Genomic DNA, 14,476 nt, shown 5'->3' on the forward strand with positions numbered 1-14,476 from the left:
GGATATAAATATTTTGTTTTTAAAAAAATGCTCCTCATAATCCAAGAGCAGGATTTGTTCAATTTAAAATACTTATCAAATAAGTAAAATGAGTACTCCCCCTAAAATCTCCATTATTACGCCTTCTTTTAATCAGGCAGATTATCTAGAAGAAACTATCCTTTCTATAATTAATCAAGGTTACCCAAATTTAGAGTACATTATTATCGATGGAGGCAGTACAGACGGGTCTGTAGAAATTATCAAGAAACACCAACAGCATCTTAAATATTGGGTAAGTGAGCCAGACAAGGGACAAGCGGATGCCATTAATAAAGGTTTAAAACATTGTACTGGAGATATTTTTAATTGGATAAATAGTGATGATTACTTGGAGCCAGATTCATTATTTCTAATAGCCAAAAACTGGAGAAGAGGCTTTTGTTTAGGAGGAAAGGTTCGTAATTTTTTCCAGGATAGTATTGAAGATGGTGGAGTGCATCCTAATAAGATTAAGTCTTTGTCAGAATTTATTTCCTTAGAATCAAAGTATCACCAACCAGGTTTGTGGTTTGATTTGTCACAACTACAGAAAGTTCTACCAATAAATATTAATTCCAGATATTATTTTGACAGAATACTAATGATCAAGTTTTTTCTGAAAAATGGAGTTAGTATTATTGAGATTGATCTTGTTCTGGTAAACTTCAGGGTTCATCAAGATTCAAAAACAGTTTTAATACAAAATTCAGCTCAGCATGAACTTATCAGTTTTTATGAAGACCTTTTAGGCGATAAAACCTATCAACCGCATTGGAAAAACATAAAAAAAACACTTAATCAGCACATCATAGCTCACCAGCTAATTGGTGAGTGGAGAGCGAGTACAGGAGGTAAGTTGGAGAAAATTTACAGCTATTTTATAATGGGTATTAACAACATAAAGATTTTGAAAAGTAGGGTGTTTTATACCATCTTAAAAAATGAAGTATTATAACTAACAACTTGCACTGAAAGTTCATAAGTTTGTTAAAAAAGGATAGACTTCTTTCTAGTAAAAAAGTTAAAATATGCAAAACACAAAAATGATTATAACGAAATAAATATTTTTAGAAGCTGAAAGTCTTGCACTAAAGTGCATAATTTCAACTAACGGATTAGTCCAATGAAAAAGCAACCCTTAGTTTCTATTTTAATACCTATGTACAATTCTTCTGAGTTTTTAGAAGAAACTTTGCAGTGCGCTGTAAATCAAACCTATAAGAATATTGAAATTATTGTTCAAGATGATTGTTCAACAGATAATAGTGTAGAGATTGCACAAAAAATTGGGAATATTGACAGCAGAGTAAATGTATTTTCTAATTCTATGAATTTGGGGATGTGCAAAAACTGGAACTCTTTGTTTGAAAAGGCAAAAGGTGATTATATTTTGAAATTAGATGCTGACGATCTGATTAAGCCTGACATCATTTCGATTTTAATAGAGAAAGGAATCGAATCCAATGCAGATATAGTTTCTGCTGCATACGAGTTTCTATTTAAAGATTCTTCTCATAAACAAATACCCATACACAATAATTTAAATGAGGGCGTAGTCCATAACCTATTAAGTACTATTATTTTCAATAACCCTTTTCATTTGGTGTTTTCTATTCTAAGAAAAGAATTTATAGATAGCATAAAGTTAAATGATAAATATTTTATGCAAACGGAAGTAGGAGACGCAGAGTTCTTAATTAGAAGCGCTCTAAATAAAGCGAAGTTATATTTTGTTCCTATATCCTTAGGTTATTATAGAATACATGATAATAACTCATCGAATACGCCATTAAAGCAAACTAGTAGCTTTTATTTTGATGTTTTACCACTTTATCATACTACTCTTAAAAAACACCCCCATTTTAATTATACAAAAAAAATAAATATAGATACCTGGGTTTATATCAAGCAGATTTTAAAAAGAACTGCACCTTTCAACTCAAAACTTTTGTTTCAAATGATTAAATTGAGATTTTGATGGCTCGATATTCTTTTAAAAATATCCTGGGGGAGGCTCGTATTTATATCTGTAACTATATAGTTGGGTATATTCCAAGCCACACTTTGAGATTGTGGTATTATCGGAATATCATGAAGTTTCAAATCGCACAAGGGGCATCTATACATTTAGGTTGTAAATTCGGTTGTACAAAATATTTTTCTTTAGGTAAAAATTCCACCATCAATCAAAATTGTCATTTGGATAATAGAGGTGGTTTATTTTTTGGGAAAAATGTGTCTGTTTCGGCAAGATGTGCATTTATTACCGCCGACCATATAATGGAGAGTTCTACCTTTGAAGGAAGAGGAAGAGAAGTGACAGTAGATTGCTTTGTTTTTATAGGATATGGGGCCACTATTTTAGGAGGAGTAATTTTAGGTAGAGGGAGCGTGATAGCTGCTGGCGGTTTGATTAATAAAAGCACAGAAGCGTATGGTATATACGCTGGTGTGCCCGCAAAAAAAATAAAAACCAGAAGTTCGGCTTTAAATTATACGACTAATTACAAAAGATTATTTCATTAATTTTTTTTAAAATGGATTGCATTTGCACCTTATATGAAAAGCACTACGATTACGGGGTGGCAGGATTATGTAACTCGCTTTCAAAAAGTGGATTTAAAGGACTCATCATTATAGGGTATAAATTACATCTTCCGTTTTGGCTTAAACAACTTAAGAAAGCTGATGAAAATAATTATTATTTGGATGATAACATAACGTTGACTTTTGTTTGCCTTGACCATATAGACTATCATCTAGGTTATTATAAGGCAAAATTTCTACTATATTGTTTAGACCACTTTCAAGCTATTGAGACACTATCATACTTTGATCCAGATATTACTATCAAAGCGAATTGGTCCTTTTTTCGAAAGTGGATAAAAGCTGGTGTTGCATTAGCTTCAGATAACTGTTATCCTTTTCTTCACCGTAACCATCCTTGGCGAGCAGATTGGCTTACTCTATTCCCGGAAAGACAAGCCATATCCTATTTGCAAGCATATATAAACAGTGGTTTTATAGGGTTTCATAAAAAAAATAAGGGATTGGTAGAGCTCTGGGATAAAGCTTTAGAGGCTTACCTAAATAATGGCGGACAGATTCAGTCATTTGAAAGAAACGCTGAAGAAGGTTTAAAAGGTGATCAGGATTTACTTAACGCAGCACTTATGTTTTTTCCAGAAACAGAATTAAGTATAATCGGTCTTGAAGCGATGGGATTTATTCAACCCTGCTATATAATGGGCCATGCGATTAACGGAGTTAAACCTTGGAAACGTAAATTTACGGCTGATTTTTTATTGAACAATATTTCAGCTAGTTTTGCAGAAAAATTATATTTAGAGAATTGTTCCTATCCAATTAAAGTTTTCCCTTTATTTAAACAAAAATTAAAAATGGTAGATATAACCATAGCATCAGCATTAAATAGATTTTTATGATAAAAAGATTAGCTACATTGATTAAACAAAATATAACGGCTAATAAGCTAGGTCTAACATTTTTTACTGGAATAGCAAAGGAAGATGGAACAGCCTTTCTTAGTTTTACAGTGAGAGATTCCGAAATTGTGACAGGCTTAACGAAAAACTTTTTAGATAGAAATGGTTCTATTTTAATCGATAGTTTTAATTCTGTAATAAAAAAGTATGTTTTTTTTGATTTAAGAAAAATAAATTGTGAAGATACAAAATGATCTTTTAAAGGAGGATATGCGGAAGAAGTTTAACATTATTCAAGAAAGTAAAATAGATGCCTTAACAGGTATGATCTTAGTAAGGAATAACTCATTATGATTCTCTCTATTCTGATTCCAACTTATAATAGAAAGACGCAACTACTAATTGCTCTTAAATCATGTTTAGATTACCATGATAGAAATATTGAGATCATTATTGGAGATGACAGCGAAGCGTCATTAGAAAATGATTTTTTTAAACAAGTGAGTCTTCCGAGTAATTATACTATAAAATATCTACACAGACCGATTTCACTAAAACAAAATAAAAATGTAGCGTCCCTGATAAATGAAGCCTCAGGCACTTATAGCCTGATTTTGCATGATGACGACTATTTATTACCTAATTCGCTCCAAATTCTAATTAAAGCTGCAGAGTCAAGAAACGACTTAAATTGCATTTATTTCGGTAAACAAATTTTAGTCAATGATTCAGGTGAATTAATTGAACCTAATAATCTAAACAGAGATTATTTTCGTAGTGAGGAGTTCAAAGGTTTACAAAGTGATCCAGTAAAAATGGCGCTTTTGCAACAAGTTCCTTCAAACAGCTTTCTTTTTCCGACTGAATATGCAAAAAAAATTGGGTACAGAAATTATGAAACCGTTGGTGACGCTTGTGATTTTGATTTTATCATTAGATTTGTATTGAAAGAAAAAACTGAATTGTTTTTTATAAATAAAGATATATCTGCATATCGATTAAGCCCACATTCTATATCTCAATCGGCTCAAAATAATGCTATTTTCTTCAAGTATGAAGTCATGAAAGATTTAAAAATTGCAAATTCCAATTCAGAAATACTGAGAACCATCATAAAATCAGATTTAAATGTATTATGTGGCTATTATATTAGTAATAATTATAGAAATGAGTTAAGAAAGATATACTTTAGTGGTAATTACCCTGTTCTAAAAAGATTTACTCTACGAGGAATTTATCATCTTTTGAATTGCTTTATACGTTAAAAATTTGATTTGAAATTTACCATCATTACACGTTACTATCACCCTACTCCAGATGGCATCGGTCATCACAGTGGGTATTTGAATCAATATTTAATTGAGGCGGGGCATTCGGTTCAGGTAATTTATGATGATGGAATTATTTCTTTACAAGAAAAAGAAATAGGGATTCTTGTAAATAAGATTAAAAGACACCGGTCTGATTGGGTAATTTTCCAGTATAATGGGTATAGCTACAATAGGTTTGGAGCGCCTAATTGGTTGAGTAGGTTATTTAAAAAAATCACTCTTTATTCTAGTGCTAAGATCTGCTTAATCGTTCATGAAACTTTTATTCGTAAAGACAATGAATTAAAACTAAAAATCTATAGATTCCTACAAAAGAGAGCTTTAAGGGTTGCAGCAGAACATTCTAATTTTACAGTTACTACTACTCATCTTTATCAAAAACAACTTAAGGAGCTTGGCAGTAAAAGTGAAGTTCTTTTTACTCCTTCTAATTTTGAGAACTATATTATTGAACTAAAAAAATCATATAAACCAAAACAAAAATTAAGGATAGGGACTTTTGGAAATAGAGATCCTGTTTTTTTATTGAAAATAATAGAAAAACTTGAAAAAAATGGTTTGATATTCGAATTTGATTTCATTGGTAATTATCAACCGAAATATATTAAAGAGATTAAAAATTTCTCTAAAAAGTTAAAGTACACCAAGATTGAGCGGAGCGGCAAGCTTACAGATAGAAATATTGTTTTGAGAATGGAAAGGTTAGATGCTTTTATTCTTTTAGAACCTGTTAGAACAGATGGTGGTGGTGGATTGAACACAAAAAGCGGTGCTAGTGCTACTGCACTATGTATGGGTATACCGATTTTTTCCACTATTGGAGATTTTACCGACCCATCTGTTTTCAAAGAGAACGAAAATTACATTAGTCTTAACTATGTTGATTATGAAAAATCAGCCGATATTTTATTTTCATTTCTAAAAGATGATAGAGATGGTCTTAAACTTATTGGAGAATCGGGCCAAAAGATGTACCGAAAAGATTTTTCTTGGAAGGTGTATGCGAATAAATTATTTACATTAATAGATAACGCAAAAGGCTAATATCATGAAAATTCTAATTTTTACACCTGCCTTTTTACCCATGGTTGGTGGTTTAGAAAACATGGCTTATATGCTAGCCAAAGAGTGGAGTAAAGCAGGCCTAACTGTTAATTTGATTACCTACGCAAACAAAGAGGAGTTTGATGATGACAATGAGTGCTTCACAATTTTAAGAAATCCATCGAAAAAAACATATTGGGACATGTATTTAAAATCTGACTTGATCTTTTTTCTAAATATGAGTTTAAAGGGTGTATGGCCAACATTTTTTAAAAAAAAACCAGTTTTCGTCAGTCATCAAATTACCTACTACAATATAAATGGTAAAATATCAGTTTTAGAACAACTCAAGCGCCAACTTAGTAGACGTTTCACGAATATATCTTGTTCCAATTTTGTTAGAAGTACGCTCCCACAAAAAACCGGTTTTGTAATCCACAATTCTTATAATTCCGATATTTTTTCTACTGTTATCGAATTTGATAATAGGTTAAAGGATCTAGTTTTTGTTGGAAGGTTAGTATCTGATAAAGGATTAGATACGCTTATTAAAGCATTAGCAATTATAAAATCTGAAAATGGAAAAACTATTAATTTGGACATCATAGGTGATGGGCCAGAGTATGAGAATTTGAGAACACTTAGTTGCGTATTGGGTATCAGTTCTCAAGTTAAATTCTTAGGAAAAATCATAGGAATAGAATTATCTGAAAAAATCAATGAGTATAAAACAATGGTAGTTCCATCTAAATGGAAAGAACCTTTTGGATTGGTTGCGCTAGAAGGCATGGCTTGTGGTTGCAGATTAGTGGTGTCAAAACATGGAGGCTTAGTAGAAGCTGTGGGAAACTTATCTAAAGTTTTTGAAAATGGTAACGAAAAATCTTTATCAATAGCTATTTTAGAAAGTTTAAATTCACCTGTATTCGCTAAAGAAAAAATTGAAAAGCATTTAAGTGAACATACTCAAAGTTATATCGCTCAAGAATATATTTCTCTATTCAAAAACCACATACAATAAATAATTATGTTCAAAATAATTAGAGATACTTGGAGGGGTTTAAAAGACGAGAAAAGACTTCGAGTTATTCTTTACCTTTTCTTGTTTACCACCCTATCAGGTGCAATTAGAAAATGGGGAGTCGACTCTAAGCTTTTATCAAATGCTCTTCTAGGGATTCAATTAATAATTCCGTTATGCTTTCTTTTTTTTAAGAATGCCTTCCATTTTGACTATAAACAGCGAAATATCTTTGTTATTCTTCTGACTTATATATTCATACTACTTCTATTGGCCGCAAATCCATTGGGGGCAACCTTAGGCCACGGTATTTTAGGGATAATTGTTCATCTTGGGTTTTGGTTGCCGATGTTTATCTATGTAAAAGACCCCGAAGCTTTTAAATTAGAAAAGCTTATTCCTTTACTCATCATATTATGTTTCGCTCAAGTAATATTAGGATCCATACAATCAACATTACCTACAGATGCATGGTTAAATAGGTATGCTGTCACTGAAGGTGATGGTTTTGCAGATGCATTGGTAGGTGATTCAGTAAGGGTTTCAGGAACGTTTAGTTACATTAGTGGATATGGTTCATTCATGCTTTTTTACACTTTACTGGTATGCGTCCTGATTAAAATTCGCTATCAACCCTTTATACTCATACCTTTTATTTTAATTGGTTATTACGGTTGTCTAATTTCTGGCTCCAGAGGTACGGTTTATTCTTATTTAATTATTATAGGGATGTACGTTGTGACCTCCGTAAACATTAAAGCCAACAGCAAGTTAATTGGAGGTGCCTTATTAGTAATATTAGTGGGAGGCTTCTTCAATTTTATTTTGCAAGACCCACTAAATATTTACGAAAAGTTTGCAAAAAGTTCAGATAATTTTGAAGAACGAACCGAAGGAGCTGGTGATAACACCAAAGGACGCGTAACTGGAGCTGTGGATGAACTTTTATACTTAAATTTCGAACACGACATAATTGGTGTCGGTTTAGGATCAACATACCAAGGTGCAAACGCACTATTTGGTTATAATCCAAATTTAAAAGGGCAAGGTTTTGAAACGGAATTTAAACGAGTAGTTTTAGAAGGGGGATATATTCTGTTGATTTTACGATTTATCATGTTTTTTTATTTGATGCGGTTTTTAAAGGGTAGTTTCTTTTTTAAATTGACCATTATTGCGCTCTCATTATTCGTTTTTAGTATTATCTACAATACTTATAACGCTTTTTTTTTCATGCTAGGGATAGCTTTAATCGATCGCGTAAGTCGGTTAGAAAGTACTAAGGATTTATAAATGAAATTACTCATTATCCATCCCGGCATCCAACATTCGTCTCGCTTAGCTAATGGAGCGGTAATGTCGGGGCTATTTGAAAAAGTGACGTTGTTAACTAGTATCCTTTTTAAACCCAAACAGAAGCTTATAGGCTTGTTAAAAAAAAGAGTAAAACCTATAGATGCTGATGTTAGCATTGTAAACCATTACCTATATACGCTTTTATTCACTGTTAGTCGTTATTTGTACAATAAAATTGTAGTCAACCCCCAGAACCAAAGTCATAACAATCCCATTTACTTTTGGCAGCAGATTTTTGGAATATTATGCTTGCCTCGTATTTATTTTCAGCGTAAAAACACCTTAGTGGTTTGTTTTGAAACTACCGGATGGCCATTAGTAAAGTACTGCAAAAAATGGGACATTCCCGTAGTGATGGATTTCGCTTCCATCAGCCACGAAAAGGCGAAGACATTAGGAATTAACGAAACTATGTACGGTATCAAACTTAAAGTAAAAGAAAGAGCTTTTATTGATTATGCTTTTTACTGCTCTGAGTTTTGCAGGAAGAGTTTTGAGGGTTTGACATCGGCGAAGAAGGATTTTGTGTTGTATTTGGGAGCGGAGCAGTGGCAGACGCAAGAGACAAGTAGCAAGAATCAAGACACCTATGGCGTGGAAAGCTTTGGGGAGAATCAAGATTCAAGAAGCAAGAAGCAAGAGATTTGCGGAGTGGAAAGAAAGAGTATGTCCATCAAGCTTTCTTTTATTGCTAATTTAGAGTTTAGGAAAGGTTTGGATATTTTTTTGGAAAGTATTTATGCCTATGAATATCCTGTATTTTTAGAAGTGCATTTAATTGGGCGGATTAGAGAAAGCTGGGTGGCGGAGCATATGCCTAAAAACATCGTAAATCATCAGGTCAAATTAATTTATCAGCCGGCCATGAGTCAGGGTGGATTATTTGATTATTTAGCAAAGGAGCAATTTGACTTGAATGTGCAATGTAGTCGTTTCGATTCTTTTGCGATGGTGGTTCCAGAAACGATGATGCAAGGAATCCCAAATGTCGTTTCACCATTTGTGGGTGCTGGTGAAATGATTAAAAACGGAGTGGATGGTTTTATTATGAAGGACCTAGACAGCGCAAGTTTGAATAATATATTCAACCAATGGATGACTTTAGATCTTGACGAAAGGAAGTCTTTAGTACAACGAGTTTTATCAAGTTCGAAAAATATGGTCTGGGAAAATTACTATGGTAATTTAGGTATGGTTTTTAAAGAAATTTTAGCGGATATCAAATGAAGATAGCTTTCCTAGTAGAATTTCCGACGCAGTTTGAAGTGCCTTTTTATAAGTATGTAGCGGGACAGATTAAAGAACAAAAAGCAAAGGACTTCGACTCCGCTCAGTCTGACGAGGGGAACTTCGACTCCGCTCAGCCTGACAAAGAGTTTAATTTTCATGTGATTTATAACAATACCGATCAACAAGATTATCATGATTTTGAATTGGGTAAAAAGGTGGGTTGGGGTTTTAATTTATATGAAGGTTATACTTATTTTATTGCGGATAAAAACGACATCGTCAATTCTGTTTCTGCAATATTAGAAACGGAAAATTACGATTATGTAATTTTAAATGGTTATAAGAATTCTTATGCTGGGTTAACCGGGCTTTGTAAACGAAAAAACATTCGGATCGCTTTACGTATAGATTCTGTACTTTATAATTTAAGTCCGCTTAAGAAGATTTTAAAACGCATCTACTTGCCTTTTGCTTATCGTCAGTTTGACCATTTTTTTGCAGTGGGCTCAGAAACTAAAAACTTTTTGAATTGGTTAGGGATTAAAAACGATCGGATTAGTTATTTCTCTTATTCGACAGATGAGGTTTGGTTTAGCGGTAAGGCAAATGATATAGAAAAAGTGACGGCTTTAAAAGAGCAGTTGAGTATTGGTCATCAAAAGGTATTGTTAAGTGTGGCTAAATTTGTTCCTCGTGAATCTCCTTGGGATATTTTAAAAGCTTTCGGGGTTTTAAATGACCCAAATTTAGTTTTGGTTTTGGTGGGCGACGGCGAAGACCGAAAAGCTTTGGAAGCTAGGGCCAATACGCTGCCACAGCTTAAAATTATATTTACTGGATATATCCCTTACCAAGAACTCGGTTATTATTATGGCATTGCTGATGTTTTTATCCACGCCGCTAAAAATGAGCCTTGGGGCGTTTCAGTCCATGAAGCCTTAGCCTGCGGATGTACGGTAATTACTTCTGATAAGGTAGGATCTAGTACGGATTTGATTATTGAGGGGAAGAATGGTTTTACCTATCCTTTGGAGGATGCTGAAAAATTAGCTCAAACTATTAAAGCTTCACTACAACTTGATTGTAAGCTAAAAGCTAAAACAAACGAAACTATTTTGAAGAACTGGAGTTACTCAAAAATGTTAGAAGAAATTAAAAGTGTTTTTAACTAATCGAACCAAAATTTGCTCTTATCTTGAAAATCCTACACGTCACCGCATCTTACAAACCCGCATTTATTTACGGTGGGCCGATTTATTCGGTAGCTGCCTTGTGCGAAGCTTTGAATGAGACGAAAGAACAAAGAACAAAGAAGAACGACTCAGGAGAGGTTGAAAGTGAATTAGACTCGGACGAAAATGCAACTATAATCGACAATTTACCGCCGTCTGCGGAGTACGGACAAATCATCCCTTCGGTTCACGTTTACACCACTTTAGCCAACGGAAAGGAAGAACTGCCATACGCAAACGCTCATACGGAAATAGTAGAAGGCGTAGCCGTAACTTACTTTAAGCGCATCACCAAAGATCATAGCCATTTATCTCCTACCTTGTTAGCACATCTTTGGAAAAATGTTACGAAATTTGATGTGGTACACATCCATGCTTGGTGGAATTTGGTAAGTATAGGAGCAGCTATCGTTTGCTTATGCAGAGGCGTAAAACCCATTTTGTCGCCAAGAGGAATGTTAGGAGACTATACTTTAAGCAAAGGCAAATTACTTTTTCACCAGATTATCGGGAAGCGGATCTTGAAAAACTGCAATTTTCATGCAACCACCTCGATGGAAGCGAGAGAGATTCTAAAACAAGTTTTTGCTAATGAGGAGGGTATTGAGGTGGTGGATTTGATGGAGGGTGAGGAAGTTCAAAGTGAAAAGCGGAAAATGGAAAGTGGAAAGAAAAGCGCCAAAATTTTCATTATTCATAATTTGGTAAAACTGCCGGAAGAACTCCCTATAAAAAAAAGAGCTTTTGACGGGACGCTCAAAATAATCTTCTTGTCTAGAATTCATCACAAAAAGGGTATCGAATTATTGTTGCATGCGTTATGTTTGGCAGATATTTCTTTCCAATTAACCATCGTAGGGGAAGGAGAACCAGAGTATTTGAAAAGTTTAAAAGCAACGGTAAAAAAATTAAGATTGAATAATCGGATTGATTGGCTAGGGCCAATATATGGAAATGAGAAATTTCAAATTTTAGCTGAACATGATTTGTTGGTACTAACATCTTATAATGAGAATTTTGCAAATGTATTGATAGAGTCAATAGCAGTTAAGACCCCTGTTTTAGTATCTGAGATGGTTGGATTAAAAGATTGGATTTTACAAAATAGATTTGGCTCAGTATGTAAAAATGACCCTTCTAAGATTGCGGAAGTGCTTAAAGAAATTCGAGACAAAATCATTAATCAAGAACTTAAGATGGATAACTTAAACATAATAAAAGACGCAACCCTCTATTTTAAAGCATATGAGCGATTATAAAGATTACGGTTATAATTATGAAGGTGGTACAACCTGTCATACTCACTTATATCCAGATTTAAAAACACTTCTAAATTCAGATAAGAACACGTGTATATTAGATATAGGTTGCGGGAATGGTTATCTAACACAGCAACTACTTAAAGATAATTTTGATGCTTATGGCACTGATGCCTCTGAAGAGGGTATTATGATAGCTAAAAGAAGTTTTCCAAACCGATTTTACATTCAGGATATAAATTCTAACGAGTTACCCAAAGAACTAGCTGATGTGCGATTTAATACTATCGTTTCAACAGAAGTCATCGAACATCTGTACGATCCTCGGAATTTTATAAAATTTTGTTATAGAATTCTTCAAAAAGAAAAAGGAGAGATTATTTTGAGCACACCCTATCATGGGTATTTTAAAAATCTATTAATTGCCATAACTAACAAATTCGATCATCATGTGGAACCATCTTGGTTAGGAGGGCATATTAAATTTTGGTCTTATAAGTCCTTAAAAAAAATCCTCGAGGAAGAGGGGTTCAACGTAACGGGATTTAAGGGAAGTGGAAGAGTTGCTGGCTTGTGGAAATCAATGATCATCAAAGCAAAAGTATGTTAACTAAGAAACTACTAAATCTAGATTTGTTAAGAGCTTTAGCAATACTGATGGTTTTAGCATTCCATCTTACACAAATGTTTTTTGGTCACGTCATTGCCGATGGCGCTCTGTTTAATTTGGGGAAATATGGAGTCAACGTATTTTTTGTATTAAGTGGCTATTTAGTTGGCTCAATTTATTACAAAAGAGACATCGTTAGTAACACAACATTTTGGTTTAGGCGATTTATAAGAACCTATCCTCCTTATCTCGTAATGTTTTTTGTGAGTTGGCTTGGTGTATATTTAACAAGAAAAGAACCTTTTAATATCAACTATATATTTATGACTCAAAATTTTTTAGAAGAGATTCCCTTCTATTTAGTTTCATGGTCATTATGTGTAGAGGAACACTTCTATATTATTTTCACTTTAGGTGTGTTTTTTATTAGAAACCGTCAACATCAGCTAAAACTTTGGTATCTTTTAGCAATACTGCCTTTACTACTCAGGCTGTTTTTAAGCAATCCAAATTCTCCAACTTTTGGGATAAGTACTGTTGCTTCTTATCTTCAATTTGATAGTATCATTTTTGGAGTGATTGCGTCGTACTATGTTCACAAAAAAGGATTTAGATTAATAGTCCGAAGGTATTTTGTTCTAATACCAATGTTAACTTTATTAATCCTTGGTTATGTATTGGTAAAGTTTGATGGGTTATTAGTTTTCAGTTTTGGGATGACTATACTTAATGCTAATATTCTACTGATATTATTATGTTTATTGTTTCAGGAGAGTTACACAATATCCAATAATAGCTTTATTAAGCTAAATTCAAAGATTTCGTATTCAATTTACTTAGTGCATCCTTTAAGTATCCATCTGACAATTTTGTTGATGTCGAAACTCAACTCTAATAACATTTTGTTGACCCTATTTTTAGGCCTAATTCTAGTCTACGTACCTGCTGGGATTTTATATTTTTTAGTAGAAAGGCCCACACAGTACATCAAGGAGAAATATTTTAAGCTTGCATGAAAAACCTATTATCAATAGTAATCCTCACTTATAACGAAGAGAAGAATATTTCAAAATGCTTGCACAGCTTAAAAACTTTAAATGCGAATGTTTACATCGTTGACTCATTTTCAAATGACTCCACTGAGGATATAGCAAAATCTTTTGGGGTACATTTTGTCCAAAATAAGTTTGAGACCCACGTTAAGCAATGGCAGTTTGCTTTATCACTTTCAGAACTAAATACGGAATGGGTGTTGGGTTTAGATGCTGATCAAGAGTTAACTGCAGAACTTGCTAAAGAAATTAAAGAAACTTTAATAAGGCAACCCAATGAAAATGGCTTTTATCTAAATAGAAGAAACTACTTTTTAAATAAATGGATTAAACATGGAGGATATTACCCTCGGTATTTATTAAAGCTTTTTAGAAAAGATTGTGTCTATCTTGATGAAAACGAGATGATGGACCACCATTTTTATGTACGGGGTAGTACAAGAAAACTACAGTATGATATTATTGAAAATAATTTAAAGGAGGATTTGTCTTTTTGGATAAATAAGCACAATAAATACGCTTCCTTACAGGCGAAGGAGGAATTCAACAAACTTGAGATAGCTAACGGAAATTTTTTTGGAAACCAAGATGAAAAGCGTCTCTTTTTAAAAAAAATCTGGAATAAGTCTCCTCTTTTTATTAGGCCCTTTGTATATTTCATCTACCGCTACTTTATTCAACTTGGCTTTATAGATGGAAAAAAAGGTTTGATCTTTCATTTTTTACAGGCCTTTTGGTACCGATTTTTGGTGGATGCCAAGATCTATGAGATGAGGAAGCAAGAGAACGTAAATTAACGTTCTTTAAAATAAATAACGTTAAGCGAACTGTAAATTCACTTTATATGCCAACTTTGGATGTTCCGACCGTTGGT

The 14,476-nt window shown here is 33.3% G+C and carries 15 protein-coding genes; all 15 read left to right on the plus strand.

Features of this window, described 5'->3' with window-relative positions; all coding sequences use genetic code 11:
- The first annotated feature begins 88 nt into the window (after window positions 1–88).
- Window positions 89–976 carry a glycosyltransferase family 2 protein gene (locus B176_RS20495; RefSeq protein ID WP_017260219.1) on the plus strand — a complete coding sequence of 296 codons (888 nt, stop codon included), beginning with the start codon at window positions 89–91 and terminating at the stop codon, window positions 974–976.
- A gap of 168 nt (window positions 977–1,144) precedes the next feature.
- A complete protein-coding gene (locus B176_RS20500; RefSeq protein ID WP_083852762.1) occupies window positions 1,145–1,999 on the plus strand; it encodes a glycosyltransferase family 2 protein in 855 nt (284 codons plus the stop codon).
- Window positions 2,000–2,112: 113 nt separating this feature from the next.
- Window positions 2,113–2,547 carry an acyltransferase gene (locus tag B176_RS0117930; protein ID WP_017260221.1) on the plus strand — a complete coding sequence of 145 codons (435 nt, stop codon included), beginning with the start codon at window positions 2,113–2,115 and terminating at the stop codon, window positions 2,545–2,547.
- A gap of 11 nt (window positions 2,548–2,558) precedes the next feature.
- Complete coding sequence (locus B176_RS0117935; RefSeq protein ID WP_017260222.1) at window positions 2,559–3,467, plus strand: hypothetical protein; 909 nt, start codon at window positions 2,559–2,561, stop codon at window positions 3,465–3,467.
- A complete protein-coding gene (locus tag B176_RS0117940) occupies window positions 3,464–3,721 on the plus strand; it encodes a hypothetical protein (RefSeq protein WP_017260223.1) in 258 nt (85 codons plus the stop codon). Before B176_RS0117935 ends, B176_RS0117940 begins: the two co-directional genes overlap by 4 nt.
- A gap of 96 nt (window positions 3,722–3,817) precedes the next feature.
- Window positions 3,818–4,732, plus strand: coding sequence for a glycosyltransferase family 2 protein (locus tag B176_RS0117945; protein WP_017260224.1), 915 nt, complete (start codon window positions 3,818–3,820; stop codon window positions 4,730–4,732).
- 9 nt (window positions 4,733–4,741) lie between these two features.
- The gene (locus tag B176_RS0117950; RefSeq protein ID WP_017260225.1) at window positions 4,742–5,842 is read left to right on the plus strand and encodes a glycosyltransferase family 4 protein; all 1,101 of its coding nucleotides are present in this window, start codon (window positions 4,742–4,744) and stop codon (window positions 5,840–5,842) included.
- Window positions 5,843–5,846: 4 nt separating this feature from the next.
- Window positions 5,847–6,863, plus strand: a complete 1,017-nt coding sequence (locus tag B176_RS0117955; RefSeq protein ID WP_017260226.1) for a glycosyltransferase family 4 protein — start codon at window positions 5,847–5,849, stop codon at window positions 6,861–6,863.
- Window positions 6,864–6,869: 6 nt separating this feature from the next.
- Entirely contained in the window at window positions 6,870–8,156 is a 1,287-nt protein-coding gene (locus B176_RS0117960; RefSeq protein ID WP_154648041.1) for a hypothetical protein, read from the plus strand.
- The gene (locus tag B176_RS0117965) at window positions 8,157–9,446 is read left to right on the plus strand and encodes a glycosyltransferase family 4 protein (RefSeq protein WP_017260228.1); all 1,290 of its coding nucleotides are present in this window, start codon (window positions 8,157–8,159) and stop codon (window positions 9,444–9,446) included.
- Window positions 9,443–10,621: a glycosyltransferase family 4 protein gene (locus tag B176_RS0117970; protein ID WP_017260229.1), complete on the plus strand. Its 1,179-nt coding sequence runs from the start codon at window positions 9,443–9,445 to the stop codon at window positions 10,619–10,621. Before B176_RS0117965 ends, B176_RS0117970 begins: the two co-directional genes overlap by 4 nt.
- 23 nt (window positions 10,622–10,644) lie before the next feature.
- Window positions 10,645–11,940, plus strand: a complete 1,296-nt coding sequence (locus B176_RS0117975; RefSeq protein WP_017260230.1) for an XrtY-associated glycosyltransferase XYAG1 — start codon at window positions 10,645–10,647, stop codon at window positions 11,938–11,940.
- The gene (locus B176_RS0117980) at window positions 11,927–12,550 is read left to right on the plus strand and encodes a class I SAM-dependent methyltransferase (RefSeq protein WP_017260231.1); all 624 of its coding nucleotides are present in this window, start codon (window positions 11,927–11,929) and stop codon (window positions 12,548–12,550) included. The genes B176_RS0117975 and B176_RS0117980 overlap by 14 nt, the downstream gene beginning before the upstream one ends.
- Window positions 12,544–13,566 (plus strand): acyltransferase family protein, encoded by a 1,023-nt coding sequence (locus tag B176_RS21650; protein ID WP_017260232.1) that lies wholly within the window; start codon window positions 12,544–12,546, stop codon window positions 13,564–13,566. Before B176_RS0117980 ends, B176_RS21650 begins: the two co-directional genes overlap by 7 nt.
- The gene (locus tag B176_RS0117990; protein WP_017260233.1) at window positions 13,563–14,399 is read left to right on the plus strand and encodes a glycosyltransferase family 2 protein; all 837 of its coding nucleotides are present in this window, start codon (window positions 13,563–13,565) and stop codon (window positions 14,397–14,399) included. Before B176_RS21650 ends, B176_RS0117990 begins: the two co-directional genes overlap by 4 nt.
- Window positions 14,400–14,476 lie beyond the last annotated feature (77 nt).

Source organism: Pedobacter arcticus A12 (assembly GCF_000302595.1).
In the GTDB taxonomy this organism is placed as follows: Bacteria; Bacteroidota; Bacteroidia; order Sphingobacteriales; family Sphingobacteriaceae; genus Pseudopedobacter; species Pseudopedobacter arcticus.

Excerpts from the sequence above, each read along its gene's own strand:
- B176_RS20495 (WP_017260219.1), top strand. The coding sequence starts at position 89 with ATGAGTACTCCCCCTAAAATCTCCATTATTACGCCTTCTTTTAATCAG.
- B176_RS20500 (WP_083852762.1), top strand. The coding sequence starts at position 1,145 with ATGAAAAAGCAACCCTTAGTTTCTATTTTAATACCTATGTACAATTCT.
- B176_RS0117930 (WP_017260221.1), top strand. The coding sequence starts at position 2,113 with ATGAAGTTTCAAATCGCACAAGGGGCATCTATACATTTAGGTTGTAAA.
- B176_RS0117935 (WP_017260222.1), top strand. The coding sequence starts at position 2,559 with ATGGATTGCATTTGCACCTTATATGAAAAGCACTACGATTACGGGGTG.
- B176_RS0117940 (WP_017260223.1), top strand. The coding sequence starts at position 3,464 with ATGATAAAAAGATTAGCTACATTGATTAAACAAAATATAACGGCTAAT.
- B176_RS0117945 (WP_017260224.1), top strand. The coding sequence starts at position 3,818 with ATGATTCTCTCTATTCTGATTCCAACTTATAATAGAAAGACGCAACTA.
- B176_RS0117955 (WP_017260226.1), top strand. The coding sequence starts at position 5,847 with ATGAAAATTCTAATTTTTACACCTGCCTTTTTACCCATGGTTGGTGGT.
- B176_RS0117960 (WP_154648041.1), top strand. The coding sequence starts at position 6,870 with ATGTTCAAAATAATTAGAGATACTTGGAGGGGTTTAAAAGACGAGAAA.
- B176_RS0117965 (WP_017260228.1), top strand. The coding sequence starts at position 8,157 with ATGAAATTACTCATTATCCATCCCGGCATCCAACATTCGTCTCGCTTA.
- B176_RS0117970 (WP_017260229.1), top strand. The coding sequence starts at position 9,443 with ATGAAGATAGCTTTCCTAGTAGAATTTCCGACGCAGTTTGAAGTGCCT.
- B176_RS0117980 (WP_017260231.1), top strand. The coding sequence starts at position 11,927 with ATGAGCGATTATAAAGATTACGGTTATAATTATGAAGGTGGTACAACC.
- B176_RS21650 (WP_017260232.1), top strand. The coding sequence starts at position 12,544 with ATGTTAACTAAGAAACTACTAAATCTAGATTTGTTAAGAGCTTTAGCA.
- B176_RS0117990 (WP_017260233.1), top strand. The coding sequence starts at position 13,563 with ATGAAAAACCTATTATCAATAGTAATCCTCACTTATAACGAAGAGAAG.